At 68.2% G+C, this 17,876-nt stretch carries 15 protein-coding genes and 1 riboswitch; of the genes, 14 read left to right on the top strand and 1 reads right to left on the bottom strand.

The features are described from left to right. The first annotated feature begins 45 nt into the window (after positions 1–45). The 3 genes from ACTG4X_RS19825 (at position 46) to ACTG4X_RS19815 (ending at position 2,677) form a co-directional block, all read left to right on the top strand. Positions 46–1,641, top strand: coding sequence for a flavin monoamine oxidase family protein (locus ACTG4X_RS19825; RefSeq protein WP_440531701.1), 1,596 nt, complete (start codon positions 46–48; stop codon positions 1,639–1,641). 25 nt (positions 1,642–1,666) lie between these two features. Further along, positions 1,667–2,089, top strand: coding sequence for a c-type cytochrome (locus tag ACTG4X_RS19820; RefSeq protein WP_256216624.1), 423 nt, complete (start codon positions 1,667–1,669; stop codon positions 2,087–2,089). Positions 2,090–2,155: 66 nt separating this feature from the next. After that, on the top strand, positions 2,156–2,677 hold the full coding sequence (locus tag ACTG4X_RS19815) for a RidA family protein (RefSeq protein WP_218149736.1): 522 nt from the start codon (positions 2,156–2,158) through the stop codon (positions 2,675–2,677). A 15-nt stretch (positions 2,678–2,692) separates the two neighbouring features. On the opposite strand, the gene ACTG4X_RS19810 is transcribed toward ACTG4X_RS19815, so the two are convergent. Further along, complete coding sequence (locus tag ACTG4X_RS19810) at positions 2,693–4,411, bottom strand: ClcB-like voltage-gated chloride channel protein (protein WP_440531700.1); 1,719 nt, start codon at positions 4,409–4,411, stop codon at positions 2,693–2,695. A 142-nt stretch (positions 4,412–4,553) separates the two neighbouring features. Beyond that, a riboswitch (cobalamin riboswitch) is annotated at positions 4,554–4,813 on the top strand. Between the two features lie 87 nt (positions 4,814–4,900). Between ACTG4X_RS19810 and ACTG4X_RS19805 the strand changes: the two genes are divergently transcribed. The 11 genes from ACTG4X_RS19805 (at position 4,901) to cobN (ending at position 17,872) form a co-directional block, all read left to right on the top strand. Further along, on the top strand, positions 4,901–6,817 hold the full coding sequence (locus ACTG4X_RS19805) for a TonB-dependent receptor domain-containing protein (protein ID WP_440531699.1): 1,917 nt from the start codon (positions 4,901–4,903) through the stop codon (positions 6,815–6,817). Beyond that, a complete protein-coding gene (locus ACTG4X_RS19800) occupies positions 6,802–8,217 on the top strand; it encodes a cobyrinate a,c-diamide synthase (RefSeq protein WP_440531698.1) in 1,416 nt (471 codons plus the stop codon). The genes ACTG4X_RS19805 and ACTG4X_RS19800 overlap by 16 nt, the downstream gene beginning before the upstream one ends. Further along, positions 8,201–8,800 carry a bifunctional adenosylcobinamide kinase/adenosylcobinamide-phosphate guanylyltransferase gene (locus ACTG4X_RS19795; RefSeq protein WP_440531697.1) on the top strand — a complete coding sequence of 200 codons (600 nt, stop codon included), beginning with the start codon at positions 8,201–8,203 and terminating at the stop codon, positions 8,798–8,800. The genes ACTG4X_RS19800 and ACTG4X_RS19795 overlap by 17 nt, the downstream gene beginning before the upstream one ends. Then, positions 8,797–9,675: an ABC transporter substrate-binding protein gene (locus tag ACTG4X_RS19790; RefSeq protein ID WP_440531696.1), complete on the top strand. Its 879-nt coding sequence runs from the start codon at positions 8,797–8,799 to the stop codon at positions 9,673–9,675. Before ACTG4X_RS19795 ends, ACTG4X_RS19790 begins: the two co-directional genes overlap by 4 nt. Next, a complete protein-coding gene (locus ACTG4X_RS19785) occupies positions 9,672–10,697 on the top strand; it encodes a FecCD family ABC transporter permease (RefSeq protein ID WP_440531695.1) in 1,026 nt (341 codons plus the stop codon). The genes ACTG4X_RS19790 and ACTG4X_RS19785 overlap by 4 nt, the downstream gene beginning before the upstream one ends. Then, positions 10,694–11,479, top strand: a complete 786-nt coding sequence (locus ACTG4X_RS19780) for an ABC transporter ATP-binding protein (RefSeq protein ID WP_440531694.1) — start codon at positions 10,694–10,696, stop codon at positions 11,477–11,479. Before ACTG4X_RS19785 ends, ACTG4X_RS19780 begins: the two co-directional genes overlap by 4 nt. A 310-nt stretch (positions 11,480–11,789) precedes the next feature. Continuing rightward, entirely contained in the window at positions 11,790–12,359 is a 570-nt protein-coding gene (gene cobO / locus ACTG4X_RS19775) for a cob(I)yrinic acid a,c-diamide adenosyltransferase (protein WP_093056498.1), read from the top strand. Positions 12,360–12,364: 5 nt separating this feature from the next. Next, on the top strand, positions 12,365–13,048 hold the full coding sequence (bluB, locus tag ACTG4X_RS19770; protein ID WP_093073813.1) for a 5,6-dimethylbenzimidazole synthase: 684 nt from the start codon (positions 12,365–12,367) through the stop codon (positions 13,046–13,048). After that, the gene (locus ACTG4X_RS19765) at positions 13,048–13,521 is read left to right on the top strand and encodes a MotA/TolQ/ExbB proton channel family protein (RefSeq protein ID WP_093073815.1); all 474 of its coding nucleotides are present in this window, start codon (positions 13,048–13,050) and stop codon (positions 13,519–13,521) included. The genes bluB and ACTG4X_RS19765 overlap by 1 nt, the downstream gene beginning before the upstream one ends. Further along, positions 13,518–13,871, top strand: a complete 354-nt coding sequence (locus ACTG4X_RS19760) for a DUF2149 domain-containing protein (protein WP_093073817.1) — start codon at positions 13,518–13,520, stop codon at positions 13,869–13,871. The genes ACTG4X_RS19765 and ACTG4X_RS19760 overlap by 4 nt, the downstream gene beginning before the upstream one ends. Beyond that, positions 13,868–17,872, top strand: coding sequence for a cobaltochelatase subunit CobN (cobN, locus tag ACTG4X_RS19755; RefSeq protein ID WP_440531693.1), 4,005 nt, complete (start codon positions 13,868–13,870; stop codon positions 17,870–17,872). Before ACTG4X_RS19760 ends, cobN begins: the two co-directional genes overlap by 4 nt. Positions 17,873–17,876: the final 4 nt, after the last annotated feature.

Below are 17,876 nucleotides of genomic sequence, written 5' to 3'. Positions count from 1 at the left end.
ATTCTGCTGCCTTCCAGTTGCCTTTCAAACTCCAATAGCCAGTCAATGACCACGAAGAACAACACTTTATTCAGTCGGCGCGACCTGCTTACGCTCATCGGCAAGACCGCAGGGGGCGGCGCGATGTACCAGGCGATGACCTCGCTGGGCTTTGCCGCCGAATCCAACTACAGCGGACCACCGAAGCTCGATGGTGCAAAGAAGGGTGCGTCGGTGCTGGTTCTTGGCGCAGGCCTGGCCGGCATGGCCGCCGCGCTCGAACTGCGCAACGCAGGCTACTCGGTCAAGGTCCTCGAGTTCAGCAATCGCGCGGGCGGCCGGTGCTGGACGCTGCGCGGCGGCGACACCTTCACCGAGCTGGGTGGCGCCGTGCAGCAATGCGGCTTCGCCAAGGGCGAGTACTTCAATCCGGGGCCGTGGCGCATTCCCTATCACCACCATGCGGTGCTGGGCTACTGCAAGCGGCTGGGCGTGGCGCTGGAGCCTTTCATCCAGGTCAACTACAACGCGCTGGTGCATTCGAGCAAGGCCTACGGCGGCAAGCCGCAGCGCTACCGCCATGTGCAGGCCGACTACCAGGGCTACGTCGCCGAGCTGCTCGGCAAGGCCACGACGCAAGGCAACCTCGATGCGGCGCTGACGAAGGAAGACAAGGAGAAACTGCTCGAAGGCCTGCGCCGCTGGGGCGCGCTCGACACGCAGTTCCGCTATCTCGAAGGCACCGTCAGCAGCGACCGCCGCGGCTATGAAGTCGATGCGGGCGGCGGCCTCATGCCGTTGGCCAAACCGTCGAAGCCGCTCGACATGAGCGAGCTGCTGCAATCGAATCTTTGGCGTTACATCGCCAGCGGGCAAGACTACGAATTCCAGAGCGCGATCTTCCAGCCCGTGGGCGGCATGGACATGATCGCCAAGGCCTTCCAGAAAGAAGTGGGCAGTCTGATCCGCTACGGCGCCAAGGTCACGAAGATCGAGCAGAACGACCGCGGCGTAACGGTCACCTACACCGATGCATCAAAGGGCGGCGCGGTCACGCAGGCCAAGGCCGACTGGTGCCTGTGCACCATTCCGCTGTCGGTGCTCAGCCAGATCGACATCCAGGTGGGCTCGGCAATGCAGGAGGCCATCAACGCCGTGCCTTACGGTGCATCGGTGAAGGTGGGCCTGCAGTTCAAGCGCCGCTTCTGGGAAGAAGACGAGCACATCTACGGCGGCATCAGCTACACAGACCTGCCGATCTCGCGCATTTCGTATCCCTCGACGCGCTATGGCGCCAAGGGCAAGTCGGTGGTGCTGGGCGCCTACGTGTTCGACGGCCCGAACTCCTACGAATTCACCGCCATGGCGCCCGAGGAGCGCGTGCGCCGCGCGGTCGAGTTCGGCACGCAGCTGCATCCGCAGTACGCGAGCGAATTCGACAACGGCATTTCCGTGGGCTGGCACCGCGTGCCCGGCACGCACGGCTGCTACGGCATGTGGACCGACGAGACGCGCCAGAAGCACTACAAGAACCTGTGCCAGGTCGATGGCCGCATCGCGCTGGCTGGCGAGCACGCTTCCTACATTCCGGCCTGGCAGGAGGGCGCACTGCTCTCGTCGCTCGACGCCATCCAGCGGCTGCATGCCCGCGCCGTTGCGTGAAAGCCGAGTGAAGGACACACCCACCATGAACAACAACATCACGACCTTCAAGCGCGCGTTGCTCGGCCTTTCGCTGGGCGCGCTGGCCTCGGTGGCCGGCCAGGCTGCTTTCGCGCAGTCGCCGGAGCCCGTCTTTTCCGTCGGCCCCCGATTCCAGGAGAGCTCGGGCGAGGCGATCTACCGCGCGACCTGCCAGGGCTGCCACATGGCGCAGGGACAAGGGGCGAAGGGCGCAGGCGCCTATCCGGCGCTCGCCTCGAACCCGCGGCTCGCAAGCGCGGAATACCCGCTCTACGTGGTGATCAATGGGCAGAAAGGCATGCCCGCCTTTGGCAAGATGCTGAGCGACGAGCAGATCGCTTCCGTGGTCGGCTATGCGCGTACCCATTTCGGCAACCAGTATCCTGACGCCATTGCGGCGGAGAGCGTCAAGAAGCTGCGGCCTTGATCGGCCTTCTTCTTTCGATACCTGGCAGATCCTTTCTTCATCCATCCCAGCAGAGAGACAACACGCATGACCATGACCTCCATCACGAAGAAACTGGCGCTCGTCGCCGCACTGCTCGCAGCCGGCACCGGCGCCGCCCATGCGGCCGATGAAATCATTCGCCACCGCATTCCGAACTCCAGCTTCCCGATTTCGGCGGCGGTGGAAGTGCCATCCTCGTTCACCAACGTCTACCTCTCGGGCCAGGTGCCGCCGCTGCAGGACGCGACCGCGCCCAAGAACAGCGCGGCGGCCTATGGCGGCGACACCAAGGGCCAGACCGTCGGCGTGCTCAAGGCCATCGAGAAGAGCCTCACAGGCCTGGGCCTGACGATGGGCGACGTGGTGAAGATGCAGGTGTTTCTCGTCGGCGATCCGGCCAAGGACAACAAGATGGATTTCGCCGGCTTCATGGAGGGCTACACCCAGTTCTTCGGCACCACCGCCCAGCCCCGACTGCCGGTGCGCTCGGCGATGCAGGTGGCGGCGCTCGCCAACCCGGCCTACCTGGTCGAGATCGAGGTGATGGCGGTGCGTCCCGCCAAGTAAAAAAGCAGTACTGCGCTACTCGCTCAGCCGCACGTAGGTGGCGAGCAGCGCGCTCTTGGCAACAATCCCGAGCAGCACAGGGTTGCCGGCGCTCTCGATCACGGGCAGCCGTTCGCCCAGGTGATCGAGAAAGCGCTGCAGCGCCTCGCCCAGCCCGGTGTCGGCGGTGAGCGGCTGGATGGCCTGCGAGAGCAGGGCGCCCGCGGTCGTTTCCGCTGGCGCCGTGCCGAGCGACGAAAGCGGCACCACGCCGAGGTAGTGGTTGCCTGCATCCACCACGTACAGGTACTTCACCGGGTGCTGCAGGAAGAGCTTGCTCATGGCCTCGCGGTCCGCCTCCGGGCCCACCACCGTTTCGGCCGGCTGCACCAGGTCGCGCATGTGCAGCCCGCGCAGGCGCATCTGCGTGTCGCGCTGCTCGTTGCGGTGCAGGGTGATCTCGTACATCGAGCCGGCATTGGCCGAGCGCGCGACGAAATAAGCGATGACGCTCGCCGCCATCAGCGGCAGCATGACCTGGTAGCTCAGCGTCATCTCGAAGATCATCAGTATGGCCATCAGCGGCGCCTGCGTGGCGCCCGCCAGGAATGCTCCCATGCCGACGATGGCATAGGCGAACGGCGCCGAGGTGGCCGCTGGCCACAGCGCCTGCGCGCCAAGGCCGAACAGCGCACCGACCATGCAGCCGAAGAACAGCGCCGGCGTGAACACGCCGCCCACCGCACCCGAGCCGGCCGTGGCCATCGTGGCGACCGCCTTGGCGACCAGCACCATCGCGATCAGCGTCCATGGCCAGGGCGTGTGCAGCACCGAATTGACCACGCTGTAGCCGTTGCCCCAGACCTCGGGCATGGGCACCGACACTGCACCCATCACGAGCCCGCCCAATGCCAGCCGCCATGGCAACGCAACCGGCAAGCGCGAGAACAGCGCACGGCTGCCCTGCAGCGCGCGCAGGAAGCCGACCGCCGCAAAGCCCAGCAGCACGCCGAGCACGCAGAACAGCACGACCTCGGTGCCGTGGATTTCCGGGAACGCCGGCATCTTGTAAGGAGGCTGGTAGCCGGGCAGGGCGCGCATCGCGACGTTGGCGACCACCGAGGCAATGATGATCGGCCCCACGCTTTCCATCGCGATAGAGCCCAGCACGATCTCGGCGACGAAGAAGGCGCCGGCAATGGGTGCGTTGTAGGCGGCGGTCAGGCCGGCCGCCGCGCCGCAGGCCACCAGCAACCGCAGCCGCTCGACCGGAAAGCGGAACACCCGCCCCAGCAGAGACGACGCCAGCGCCGCCAGCTGCACCATCGAGCCCTCGCGCCCGATGGAACCACCGGTGCCGATGCTCACCAGCGACGAGGCGCTGCGCACCAGCGTCTGCGCCACCGGAATGCGCCCATTGCCGAGCACGATGGCTTCCATGTAGTCGGAGGCGGCGCTGCGCAAGGCGACGCGTTTCGCCAGCACCAGCAGGCTGCCGGCCACCAGTCCACCCAGCGTGGGGCAGGCGATGCGCGCCCACCACGGCAGGTGCTTCGCCATTGCCACCAGCCCTTCGCCGGGACCGAGCACCAGGTGCTCGAAGTGATAGAGCGCCGCGCGAAAGAGTTCGGTCGCCAGCGTGCCGAGCAAACCGGCCACGATGGACCACAGCAGCATCGACTGCCAGCCCGAGACACCGAAGACACGCTGCAGCGCCGAACGAAGATTGAGAACTACCGAGGCGGGCCGCATCATGGGCTGGGATGTTAGCTGCGAGCGCCGCCCAGGCGGGAACACCGAGGAACCGGCTTTGCCGGGCCTCAGGTGTTGCCCCCGGTAGGGGGAAGGAGAAGCGACACGAAGTGCGCGCAGCCTGGGGGCGAGCCAAGTCACTGGCATAAAATCCCGCCCGTTGGTGCCTGCGGCGTGGTTCACGCGCCGCGGTTCAACGGGAAGCAGGAGTGGAAGCCCCCGACCTCATCAGGACGGAACAAGGCCGAAGCCGCCTGCGCTGCCCCCGCAACGGTCAAGCAGACGGCGCCGCAAGGCGCCAACCCCTTTCCATCGAAGCCACTGGGTGCCCTGAAACAGGCGCCTGGGAAGGCGGTGAGGGGCCGTTCTGCCAGCCCGGATACCGGCCAACAAGGCGGCTGCCGCATGCGTGATCTGTGCATGGGGCGGCCATGGCGCCCAGGCGCCGGCGGGGAGGCCGGCGAGGGGTATTGACGTTCGTTCGGCTCATTCATGATTTCCCACGTTTGCTTTTCTCGCGGCCGCGCTCCTGCGCGCCGTCTCCGCCATGCCTGCCTGCCGTTGGCGCTGGCTTCCGCCTTCGGTGGCCTGGCCCATGCACAAGACGCCTCCACGCTGGGCGAAACGGTGGTCACTGCCAACCGCACGCCGCAGGCGCTGTCGGACCTGGTGGGCGACGTGTCCATCATCGACCGCAAGACCATCGAGCGCAGCGGCGCGACCGGCGTGGCCGACGTGCTGGCGCGCCTGCCCGGCATCGAGATCTCGCGCAGCGGCGGCGTGGGCAACACCACCAGCCTGTTCATTCGCGGCGCCGAAACGCGCTTCACGGCCGTGTACCTCGACGGTGTGCGCATCGACTCGCAATCGACCGGCGGCGCCGGCTGGGAAGGCATTCCGCTCTCGCAGATCGACCGCATCGAAGTGCTGCGCGGCCCGGCCGCCGCGGTGTACGGCTCCGACGCCGTGGGCGGCGTGATCCAGCTCTTCACCAAGCGCGGCGAAGAGGGCGTGTCGCCTTACGCGGGCATCGGCTTCGGCAGCAAGGGCCTGCGCAAGATCGAAGGCGGCGTGAGCGGCAAGTCGGGCCTGTTCGACTATTCGTTCGGCGTGGCGCACGAGGAAAGCAAGGGCTACAACGTGCAGCCCGCAAGCAAGCGCAACGTGGTGAAAGACGGCTACACCAGCCCCGACCGCGACGGCTACAACAGCACCTCGGGCAACGTGAAGCTGGGCTTCCAGATCACGCCGGACCAGCGCCTTGAGGCCACGCTGCTCACCAGCGACATCAAGGCTGGCTACGACGCCACCGTCTCTTACAGGACCAAGCCGCCGATCCTGTTCCGCGACGACGTGTCGAACAACACGCTGCGCACCGCCGGCCTGACCTGGTCGGCCAAGTGGAACGACATCTACAGCACCCGCGTGCAGGTGACCGATTCGCAGTCGGTCTACAAGACGCAGCCTTCGTTCTACCGCACTGAAACCAACCTGCGCGGCTACCTGTTCCAGAACGAATTCCGCTTCGGCCCGCACCTGGTGACGGCCACCCTCGAGCGCCGCGAAGACGCGCTCGAAAACGCGCCCACCACCTCGTCGAAGCTGCTGTCGCGCGACCGCTCGCAGGACGCCATTTCGCTCGGCTACGGCTTTGTGCAGGGCCCGCATTCGCTGCAGCTGCATGCACGCCACGACAGGGACAGCGAGTTCGGCGGCAAGACCACCGGCAGCGCGGCCTACGGCTATGCCATCACCCCGTCGCTGCGCTTCACGGCATCGGCTGGCACCGCCTTCCGCGTGCCCACGCTGTACCAGCGCTTCAGCGAGTACGGCGTGTCCACGCTGCGGCCCGAAAGCAGCCAGAACGTCGAGTTGGGCATGAACTACGCCAAGGACGGCACCACCGCCGGCATCGTGGTGTACCGCAACCGCGTGCGCAACCTGATCAACTTCGTCGGCACCGCCACGGGCTGTGCCTCGACGTTCGGCTGCTACACCAACGTGAACCGTGCCACCCTGCAGGGCGCCACGCTGTCGGCCAGCCAGCGCCTGGGCGACGTCACGCTGCGCGCCTCGCTCGACGTACAGGACCCGAAGGATGCCGACACCGGCAACCTGCTCGCGCGCCGCTCCAAGCGCCATGGCACCCTGGGCGCCGACTGGCGCGTGGCCGGCTGGACGCTGGGCGCCGAAGTGCAGTCCTCGAGCAAGCGCTACGACGACGCGGCCAACACCATCAAGCTCGGCGGCTACACCGTGCTGAACCTGTCGGCCAGCACGCAGATCACGCGAGACCTCAACCTCGTGGCCCGCGTCGACAATGTGGGCAACAAGGACTACCAGTTCGCGCGGCTGTACGCCAATGCCGGCCGCACCGCGTACGTCGGTCTCAAGTGGACGCCTCACTAAGCCAAGCTCCCCAACCAGGCGACACCGCCGGTGCCGCGGCAGTCTCGTGCGCCGCGGTGCTGGTGGCTGCCCCGGCTTCGGGGCAGGGCAAGACCACCGTTGCGGCGGCGCTCGCGCGGCTGCATGCGCGCCAGGGGCGGCGCGTGCGCGCCTTCAAGTGCGGGCCCGACTTTCTCGACCCGCACTGGCTGGCGCTGGCCACCGGCGCGCCGGTGCATTCGCTCGACCTCTGGATGACCGGCGAGGCCGATTGCCGCTCGCGCCTGCGCGCCGCAGCGGCCGAGTGCGACCTGGTGATCGTCGAAGGCGTGATGGGCCTGTTCGACGGCACGCCCAGCGCGGCCGACCTGGCAGAACGCTTCAGCCTGCCGGTGCTGGCGGTGATCGATGCGCACGCCATGGCGGGCACCTTCGGCGCGCTGGCCTACGGGCTGCAGAACTTCCGGCCCGGGTTGCCATGGGCCGGCGTGCTGGCGAACCGCGTGGCCAGCGAGAGGCACGCGGGCATGTTGAAAGACGCGCTGCGCGAACCCTCGCAGTGGCTTGGCGCCTTGCCGCGCGACGCGGGGTTTACGCTGCCCGAGCGGCACCTGGGGCTCGTCGCCACTACCGAACTCGGCGATGCGATGGCGCGGCTCGACGCGGCGGCCGACGTGCTGGCCGCCACACCGCTCGGGCAGATGCAGACCAGTCAACTGCCGCAGGTGCGTTTCGAGGCACCCGCATCTGGCGAGGCAGAAGCCGTGCCGCCGCTGCTGGCTGGCCGCACCATTGCCATTGCGCGCGATGCGGCCTTTTCATTCATCTACCCCGCGAACCTCGACGTGCTCACTACGCTGGGAGCGCGGCTGTCTTTTTTCTCGCCGCTCGCAGGCGATGCTTTGCCGGCATGCGACGCGGTCTGGCTGCCCGGCGGCTACCCCGAACTGCACGCCGAAGCGCTGGCCGCCTGCGCGCCGATGCGCGAATCGCTCGCCGCGCATGCCGCTGCGGGCAAGCCGATCTGGGCCGAGTGCGGCGGCATGATGGCGCTGTTCGACGAACTGGCCACGCAAGACGATGCGCAGGTCCACCGCCTCTGGGGCCTGCTGCCGGGCCGCGTGACCATGCAGAAGCGGCTCGCCGGCCTTGGTCCGCAACAGCTCACCCTCGGCAGCCACACCCTGCGCGGACACACCTTCCACTATTCGCGCTGCGAAACGCCACTGGCGCCCGCCGCGCACACTGCCAGGCCCGGCGCGACGCAGCCCGTGGGCGCACGCGGCGGCGAGGCGCTGTACGTGCACGGCCCGGTGCGCGCCAGTTACTTCCACGCGTGGTTTGCCTCCAGCCCGCAAGCCACGGCCCGCCTTTTCGGCGCCATGCCCATCGAGTTGGAGATCCATGCCGCAATCGAATAAGCCGAAGACCGTCGAGCACGAGTTCATCCTGGGCGGCCAGAAGAGCGGCAAGTCGCGCCGCGCCGAGCAGCGCGCGATCGACTGGTTCGCGGCCGATTCCCGCACGCACCGCGCCGTGCTGATCGCCACCGCGCAGGCCTACGACGACGAGATGCTGGAGCGCATCGTGCGCCACCAGGCCGACCGTGCCGAGCGGGTGCCCGGCATGCGCACCATCGAGGAGCCGATCGAACTCGCGCGCGCCGTCGTCACGCAGAGCACGCCCGAGACGCTGGTGGTGGTCGACTGCCTCACGCTGTGGCTCACCAACCTGCTGATGCCCTTGCACTCCGAAGACGCTCGCCCCGTGACGCGCACTCCGGCCACGCACATCGCCATGCTGCTGGTCGCGCTGCGCGAGGCGCGCGGGCCGGTGGTGCTGGTCGGCAACGAGATCGGCCTGGGCGTGATTCCGCTGGGCCGCGAGACGCGCGCTTTCGTCGACGCGCTCGGCCGCCTGAACCAGGACGTGGCCGCCGCCTGCGACCGCGTCACCCTGATGGCCGCAGGCCTGCCGTTGAGCCTGAAAGCGCCTTCTGCATGAAGAAGAAAAAGACGATCCGCACTCCGCTGGCCGCGCTCGGCCTGGCCCTGTTCGCGCTGGCCGCGCACGCCTTCGACGTGGTCGACGAGCGCGGCGTGTCCGTGAGCCTGCCGCAGCCGCCGCAGCGCATCGTCTCGCTGCTGCCGTCGCTTACCGAATCGATTTGTGCGCTCGGTGCCTGCGACCGGCTGGTGGGGGTCGACCGCTATTCCAACTCGCCCGAACAGGTGAAGGCGCTGCCGCAGCTCGGTGGCGGGATCGACCCGAACGTCGAGGCCATCGTCGCGCTCAAGCCCGACGCGGTGCTGCTCGCCAAGTCGTCGCGCGTCACGCAGCGGCTCGAGGCGCTGGGCCTGAAGGTGCTGGTGCTCGAACCCAAGAGCCATGCCGACGTGCAGCGCGTGCTCGACAAGCTCGACCAGGTGCTCGGTACGCACGAAGCGCCGAAGGTCTGGCGCGTGATCGATGCCAGCGTTTCGGCCGCCGCGCAGTCGGTGCCCGCGAACGCCAGGGGCATGCGCGTGTACTTCGAAGTGAACAGCGCGCCGTATGCGGCGGGCGAGTCGTCGTTCATCGGTGAAACGCTCACACGGCTCGGCGTGAGGAACATCGTGCCGGCTTCGCTCGGCCCGTTCCCCAAGCTCAACCCCGAGTACGTGGTGCGCGCGAACCCCGACCTCATCATGGTCAGCGTGCGCAGCGCGCAGGGGCTGGAGCAGCGCCCCGGCTGGGCCGGCATCCGTGCGGTGCGCGAGGGCCGCATCTGCCGCTTCAGCGCGGAACAGTCCGACGTGCTCGTGCGCCCCGGCCCGCGCATGGACGAGGCCGCGCGCCTGATGGCGCAGTGCCTTGCCGACAAGGGAGGCAAACGGTGAACGCAGCGCGAAGGCACACGGTCCATCTGCGCCGCGTCTTGCTGCTTGGCGCAGGCCTGCTGGTGGTGGGCGCTGCGCTGATGGTGCTGGGCCTGGGCATCGGCAGCACCGGTTTCGAAAGCCTGCTCGCGGCGCGGCACGACCCGGTGGCACTGCAGATCGTGTGGGACATCCGCCTGCCGCGCACGCTTGGCGCGTGGCTGGCGGGGGCGCTGCTGGGGCTGGCGGGCGCGGTGGCGCAGGGGCTGTTTCGCAATCCGCTGGCCGATCCGTACCTGCTGGGCAGCGCCTCGGGCGCCTCGCTGGGCGTGGCGCTGGCGCTGCTGATGTTCGGCGGCTCCGCCGCCAGCGCGCAGTGGGTGATGCGGCTCGGGCTCACGGGCGCGGCCTTTCTCGGCGCGGTGCTGGCGGTAATGCTCACGCTGATGCTGGCGCGGGGCGTGCAGCAGACGCTGCGGCTGCTGCTTGCCGGCGTGATCGTCGGCGTGGTGCTCGGCGCGGCGAAAGACCTCATCACCATCGCCTCGGCAGACATCCTGCAAGCCATTCAGGGCTTCATCCTCGGCAGCACCGGCCTCGTCGGCTGGAGCGCCTGCGCGGTGATGGCGATGGTCGGCGCGGTCTGCCTGCTGCTGGCCTGGGCGCTGGCGCCGGTGCTCGACGGGCTCGCGCTCGGCGAGGCCACCGCGCGCAGCCTCGGCCTGCCGCTGGGCGCGATGCGCGCGGCGCTGGTCGTGGTGCTGGCACTGGCTACCGGCGCAGCCGTGGCGCAGACCGGGTTGATCGCCTTCGTTGGCCTTGCGGCGCCGCACCTCGTGCGCTCGGCCATCAAGACCACGCACGCGCGGCTGATCCTGCTGTCGGCGCTGATGGGCGGGCTGCTGCTGATGGCGGCTGACCTGCTGGCGCGCTGGCTGATCGCGCCGCAGGAATTGCCGGTGGGCGTGCTCACGGCCGTGCTGGGCGGCAGCTACCTGCTGTGGCTGATGCACCGGCGCGGCGCGCGGAGTGGCGTGGCATGAGCAGCCGGCAGAACACACCCGCTCTCGAAGCACACAAGGTAAGTGCCACGCTCGGCGCAACCGAGGTGCTGCACGACATCGATCTCGCGTTGTCGTCCGCCCGCTGGACCAGCATCGTCGGCCCGAACGGCGCGGGCAAGTCGACGCTGCTCAAGGCACTCGCGGGACTGCTGGCGCACCGGGGCGAGGTGCGGCTCTTCGGCGAGGCGCAGAACAAGGTGCCGGCGCGCATCCGCGCCCAGCGCCTCTCGTGGCTCGGCCAGAGCGGCACGGGCGAGGGCAGCGCCGACGACCTGATGGTCTATGACGTCGCCATGCTTGGCCGCCTGCCGCACCAGCGCTGGCTGGCCGCCCCCAGCGAGGCTGACCGCGAGGCGGTGGAGCGTGCGCTGCGCAGTACGCAGGCTTGGGACTGGCGCGACCGCCCGCTGGGTCAGCTCTCTGGCGGCGAACGTCAGCGGGTGCTGCTGGCGCGCGCGCTCGCTGTCGAGGCCGAACTGCTGCTGATGGACGAGCCGCTCGCCAACCTCGATCCGCCGCACCAAGCCGACTGGATGCAGACTGCTCGTGCGCTGGTTGCCGAGGGCAAGACCGTGGTCAGTGTGCTGCACGAGCTGCCGATGGCACTGGCGGCCGACGAACTTGTCGTGATGGATCGCGGCCGAGTGGTGCACCACGGCGGCTGCAGCGACCCTGCCACGCACGCGGCGCTGGAACAGGTGTTCGACCATCGCATTCGGGTGCATCGGGTGGCTGAGCAATGGATTGCGCTGCCGTTATGAGATGCGCTGTGTTTTCGGTGCGTTGTTCGGGGCGCGCTCACGCCGACGGGGTACCTTGCTCCGCGAATGTCCCCCGGCCTTCGGCCTCCTCCTTTATTTCGCTGCGCAAGGTACCCCATCGACGTGATCGTCCAGCGCAGCGGTTGATCGGCCGGCACAACAGCCGCGTCCATGTGCGAATGGCATCGGGTGCTCCCCGCAGCGAAATAAAGGAGGAGGCCGCAGGCCGGGGGACATTCGCGGAGGGGAGTACCCGGTGTCATTCGCACGCACCCCGAAACAACAGCCCCGAAACTGAACTGGAAAAGCCATGCAAATAGAGACCCCCCCGAGCGAAAAGCCATACGAGAAACCAGAAGGCGAACGCCGAGGCCTCGTCATCGTCAACACAGGCGACGGCAAGGGCAAGAGCACCGCCGCCTTCGGCCTCGCGCTGCGCGCTCACGGCCGCGGCAAGGCCGTGAAGATCTACCAGTTCATGAAAGTGCCGACCGCGCGCTTCGGCGAACACCGGATGTTCGAGCAGATCGGCATTCCGATCGAAGGGCTCGGCGACGGCTTCAGCTGGAAGAGCCAGGACCTCGAACGCTCCGGGCAACTGGCGCGCGACGGCTGGGAGAAGGCCAAGGCCGCGATCCTGTCGGGCGAGTTCTTCCTGGTGGTGCTCGACGAGATCACTTATCCGCTGATCTACGGTTGGCTGCCTCTGGAAGGCGTGCTCGAAACGCTGCGCGCGCGGCCGAAGCATGTACACGTGGTGCTCACCGGCCGGCGCTGCCCGCCCGAGATCATCGAACTGGCCGACACCGTGACCGAGATGACGCTCGTCAAGCACGCCTTCAAGGCCGGCATTCCTGCACAACGCGGCATCGAAGATTGAGCGTGATGGCACATGCGTTCGCGGTCGACGAGGTGAGGGCGGTCTACCGCGCCATCCACGAGCGGCGCGATATGCGCCACTTCGCGGGCGGGCAGGTCGCGCCCGAGGTGCTGCGCCGGCTGCTCGATGCGGCGCACCACGCGCCCAGCGTCGGTTTCATGCAGCCGTGGCGCTTCATCCGCATTCGCGGTGAGGCGCTGCGCCAGCAACTGCACCGTGTCGTCGAGCACGAGCGCGTGCTGACCGCCCGCGCACTCGGCGAGCGCGAGGACGAGTTCATGCGCCTGAAGGTGCAGGGACTTCTCGATGCGGCTGAGCTGCTGGTGGTGACGCTGGCCGAGGGCCGCGAGAAGCACGTGTTCGGCCGCCGCACGTTGCCGCAGATGGACCTGGCCTCGGCCTCCTGTGCCATCCAGAACCTCTGGCTCGCGGCGCGCGCCGAGGGGCTGGGCATGGGGTGGGTGTCGCTGTTCGATCCGGCCGAGGTGTCGGTGCTGCTCGGCTTGCCTGAAGGCGCGGAGCCCATCGCCTTGCTGTGCCTGGGGCCCGTGCACAGCTTCTACGAAGAGCCGATGCTGCAGCGCGAACGCTGGGCGAAGCGCGAGCCGCTCGCGTCGCTGGTGTTCGACGAGGGCTGGGGTCGGCCTTCGGACCTTTTCGACCATCCGTCTCCCGTGGAGCCCACCTGATGCTGGCTTTCGACACCGTTCTCTTCGAGCTTGCGCGCCTGTTCCTCTGGCCGGTGACGCTGGGCGTGCTGCTGTCTTTCGTCTATGCCGTGTACTGCCTCGGCGCGTTCGGCATCGAATACTTGCAGCGCCGCCGCGACCCCTCGCGCGCGCTGGTGCTGCAGGGCCATGCGCAAGCCAGCCAGGAGCAGATGGAGCTGGTCGTGCTCAAGCAGCTCGAAGGTGTGCGCTTGTGCAGTCGCGTGGCGCCGATGCTGGGGCTGATCGCCACCATGATCCCGATGGGCCCCGCGCTCGTCGCCGTGGCCTCGGGCGAATCGCAGGGCGTGGCGCAGAGCCTGGCGCCCGCGTTCGCGAGCGTGATCGTGGCGCTGGCCTCGGCCTCGATCACCTTCGTGGTCTACACCGTGCGGCGCCGCTGGCTGATGCGCGAGCTGGTGTCGGTGCTCGATGCTCGGGACCGGCTTTCATGAGCCGCCGCCAGTTTTCCATTCTGAGCAGCTTGGACAGCGATGACGACGATCCGGTGCTCTCGACCATCAACCTGATCGACGTGTTCATGGTGGTGATCGGCATGCTGATGATCGCGGTCATAAACAACCCGATGAACCCGTTCGCGCAGGACAAGGTGACGATCATCCGCAACGAGGGCCAGCCGAACATGGAGATCGTCACGCGCGAGGGCCGCAAGATCACGCGCTTCAAGGCCAGCGGCGCGACGGGGCAGGGTGATGGCGAGAAGGCCGGCACTGCCTGGCGGTTGAAAGACGGCACGATGGTCTATGTGCCGGCGGATGCTGTTCCGGCGCAGGGCGGGAAGTGACGCGGGTTTTCTTCTTCTGGCTTTTGGTGGCGGTGCTGGGGTTTCTTGCGCCGGCACAGGCCCAGCCTGCGGGGGGACGTGTCGTTGTTTTGAGCACCTCGCTGGTTTCGCCGGCGCGGGTGGTTCGATTGGAGGCTGCGGCGCGTGAAGCCGGGTTGCCGTTGCAGGTGGTTTCGGCGTCGCAGGACTCGCCCGAGACGCTGACTGCTGCGCTCGAAGGGGCGCGTCTGCTCGTCATCGATGCACCGCACATCAGCGTCGCGCAAGCTGCTGCAGCGCGCTTCGGCGACACGATCTCGCGAAGCACTGCGCCGTATGTGCTGATCGGCGAATTCGCGCTGGTGGCCAAGGGGCAAGCCTCCACTGCCGCGCCGCTGGTGCCCGAGCGCGGCGTCGATGCCGCATGGGCACAGCGGCTGCGCGAGTACTGGCGCTTCTCGGGTGCGGCCAATCTCGGCGCGGCGATGAAGGCCCTGGCGCAACCCGGCAAGCTCGACGGCCTGCCCGACCCGGTGCCGCTGCCACTGGCCGGCCTCTATCACCCAAGCTGGCCGCGCATCGAAACCGACATCGCCGTCGTCGAACGGCTGCCCGGCAGCAGCGGCACGGTTGCCATTGCCATCAACAGCGCCACCGTGACGGGCGACGACACCGGCTGGCTCGATGCGCTGATCGCCTCGCTCGAATGGCGCGGCCTGCGCGCCTATGCCTTCTACGGCCCGCGCCAGCAGAAAGACCTGTTCTTTCGCATGACGCACGCCGACGAGCGGCGCGTGGCCGATGCGATCGTCAATGCCTCGCTGGTCTTCAGCCCGAACGAGCGCAAGGCGGAGCTTGAGCGCATCGGCGTGCCGGTGCTGCAGACATTGCCCTCGCTGGCCATGGACGCGACGCAATGGGCACGGAGTAAAGACGGCCTGTCGCAAACCGACATTGCTGCCTACTACAGCCCGAGCGAGCTGGCCGGCATGACCGACCCGATGCTCGTGAGCGCCCGCGACGCAGCGGCTGGCACGCTGCAGCCGTTGCCCGCGCAGATCGATGCTGTGGCAGACAAGGCGGCTGCGTTGTTGCGGCTTCAACGCACGCCGGCCGCGGACCGCCGTGTGGCGATGCTGGTCTACAACTACCCACCGGGCGAAGCCAACTTCGGCGCATCTTTCCTCAACGTGCCGCGCAGCGTGAGCAACATGCTCGCGGCAATGAAGTCCGCCGGCTACCGCACCGAACTGCCGGGCGCCGACGCGCTCATCGCGCAAGTGCAGGCGACGATGAGGGCCTACTACCCGACGGGGCAGGGCGACGAGCTGCAGCCGCTGCTCGACAAGAACCTGGCCGACGTGATGCCGCTGTCACGGTACCTCGCATGGTTCCGGTCGCTGCCGGTGGAAACGCAGCGCCGCATCGAGAGCTACTGGGGCCAGCCCGAGAAGTCGACCATGCTGCGCCCCGTCGCGGGCGAGTCGGCTTTCGTGATTCCGCGCGTGCAGTTCGGCAACGTCGTCGTGCTGCGCCAGCCGCCGCGCTTCGAGCCCGGCAGGCAGGTGGCGGACAAGGCTGAGCAGGTCTACCACCGCTCGGCCATTCCGCTGAGCCACGGCTACCTCGCCACCTACCTCTGGCTGCGCACGCAGTTCGGCGCGAGCGCCGTGGTGCACGTGGGCACGCATGGCACGGTCGAATGGTCGGCGGGCAAGGAGCGCGGGCTGTCGGTGCAAGACGATCCGCTGCTAGCGCTCGGCGATCTGCCGAATGTCTACCCGTACATCATGGACAACCTAGGCGAGGCCACGACAGCAAAGCGCCGCGGTCGCGCGACCATGGTGAGCCATTCGACGCCGATGTTCGCGCCCGCCGGTTTTCGACCCGGCGTGCAGGCGATGCACGAGCGCATGCACGACTGGGAGACGCTGTCGCCCGGCCCGGTGAAGACGGCGATGGAAAAGCAGCTGACGGCCGAGTTCGTGGAGCAGCACTACGACCGCGACCTGAACTGGACGCCCGCTCGGATTCGAGCGAACTTCGCCGGCTTCATCGCGGTGCTGCATCCGTACTTGGACGAACTCGCGCAGACCGCGCAGCCGCTGGGCCTGGCGACCTTCGGGCAGGCGCCCGATGCGCTGCGCCGGCGCATGACGATCCTGCAGATCCTCGGCAAGCCTTTGGTCGAGGCGCTGGGTGAAGACATCGACGAGGTTTTTCTGATCGATGCGAAGAGCGTTGCCGGCTCGCGGCCCGCGCGCTGGGTCGAACTCGCGCTTACCGATGCGCAGGCAGCGAGTGCCATGGGCAAAACCCCGGCCGAACAGCGGAGTCTGCTGTCGCTGGCCGAACGCGCGCAGAAGCTCGATGCCGTGCTTGCCCACAACGAAGAAATCGAAGGACTGCTCACGGCGCTCGACGGCCGCTACCTGAAGTCGAGTTACGGCGGCGACCCGGTGCGCAACCCCGACAGCCTGCCGACCGGCCGCAATCTTTACGGCTTCGACCCGAGCCGGGTGCCGACGCGTGCGGCCTGGGACGCAGGCGTTGCCGCGATGGACGCCTGGATCGCCGGACACGCGAAGACCCATGCCGGCAAGGCGCCGGAAAAGATCGCCTTCACCCTCTGGGCCGGCGAGGCCTCGCGCCACCAAGGCGTGCTGGAAAGCCAGGCCTTCTACGCCATGGGCGTGAAGCCGCGCTGGGACGAGGGCGGGCGCATGACGGGCATCGAGGTGATTTCCGCGTCGGTGCTGAAGCGGCCGCGCATGGACGCGCTGATCAGCGTCACCGGCTCCTACCGCGACCAGTTTCCCAACGTGATGCGCTGGCTCGACGAGGCGGTGCAGCAGGTGGCTGCCTTGCGAGAGCCCGGCAACGCCGTCGCGCAGCACAGCGAGGCGATGGCGCGCAGGCTGCGTTCGGAGGGCGCGTCGGTGCAGGAGGCGCAGCGCTGGTCCACAGCGCGCGTTTTCTCGAACGAGCAAGGCAGCTATGGCGCCGGGCTCGAGGAAGCCGCGCTCGCGAGCGACGTATGGAAGAACCAGCAACGCGGCGGCGGCGATGCGCAAATGGCGCAGCTCTACATGGATCGCATGGGCCACGCCTACGGCAAAGGCCTCGACGGCGCCGCACGGCCGGGCGCCTATGCGGGCAATCTCATGCAGGTCGATGCGGCGCTGATGGCGCGCAGCTCCAACCTGTATGGCGTGCTGACCAACGACGATCCGTTCCAGTACCTCGGCGGCATCGCGCAGGCCGTGCGCCAGCTCACTGGCAAGGACCCGGCGCTGTACGTGCAGAACCTGCGCGACGGCAGTGCGGTGCGCACCGACACGGCCGCAGGCGCCATTGCACGCGAGATGCAGACGCGCTACCTGCACCCGCAATGGATCGAGGCGCAGAAGGCCGAGGGCTACAGCGGCACGCTGCAGGTGCTCAAGACTGCGCAGTTTCTCTGGGGCTGGCAGGTCACGGCGCCGCAGGCCGTGCGGCAGGACCAGTGGCAGGCGCTGCACGACGTGTATGTGCGCGACAAATACAAGCTGGGCACGCGCGAGTGGCTGGAAGGCGATAACCGGGCGGCCTTCGCGCAGACGCTGGAGCGCATGCTCGACGCGGTGCGGCTGAACTACTGGAAGCCGGATGGCGCCACGCGACGCGAACTGGCACGGGCCTATGCGGAGGCGGTGCGCGGGACCGGGCTGCGCGAGCGGAATGCGGGTGTGCAGCGGTTCGTGCAGGCGGAGTTGTCGCCGCCTGCGCCTACGCACCAGCCGCGCCCGTCGGTCGAGCCCGTGGTCGCGGCAGCGCCCGTGCCACTTCCTACCCCGGCAGCCGAGCCAGCGCCGGACAGCCCCCAGCCCGTCAGCGGCCTCAAGCTCGAACCCACGCCCGCTGACGCCCCATCGCCCAAGGCCGAGACCATCGTCCTTCGGCTCTGGGTGGCGTTGGGGGCCGCGTTGCTTGTCGCACTCGGTGCGCTGATGCAGTGGCGCCGGGGCAGGGCGACTGCCTGATTCG

The organism is Variovorax sp. YR566, assembly GCF_051992195.1.
GTDB lineage: Bacteria > Pseudomonadota > Gammaproteobacteria > Burkholderiales > Burkholderiaceae_C > Variovorax.
The sequence above is the reverse complement of the archived record's forward strand: the minus strand, read 5'-3'. Positions and strand labels throughout refer to the sequence as shown.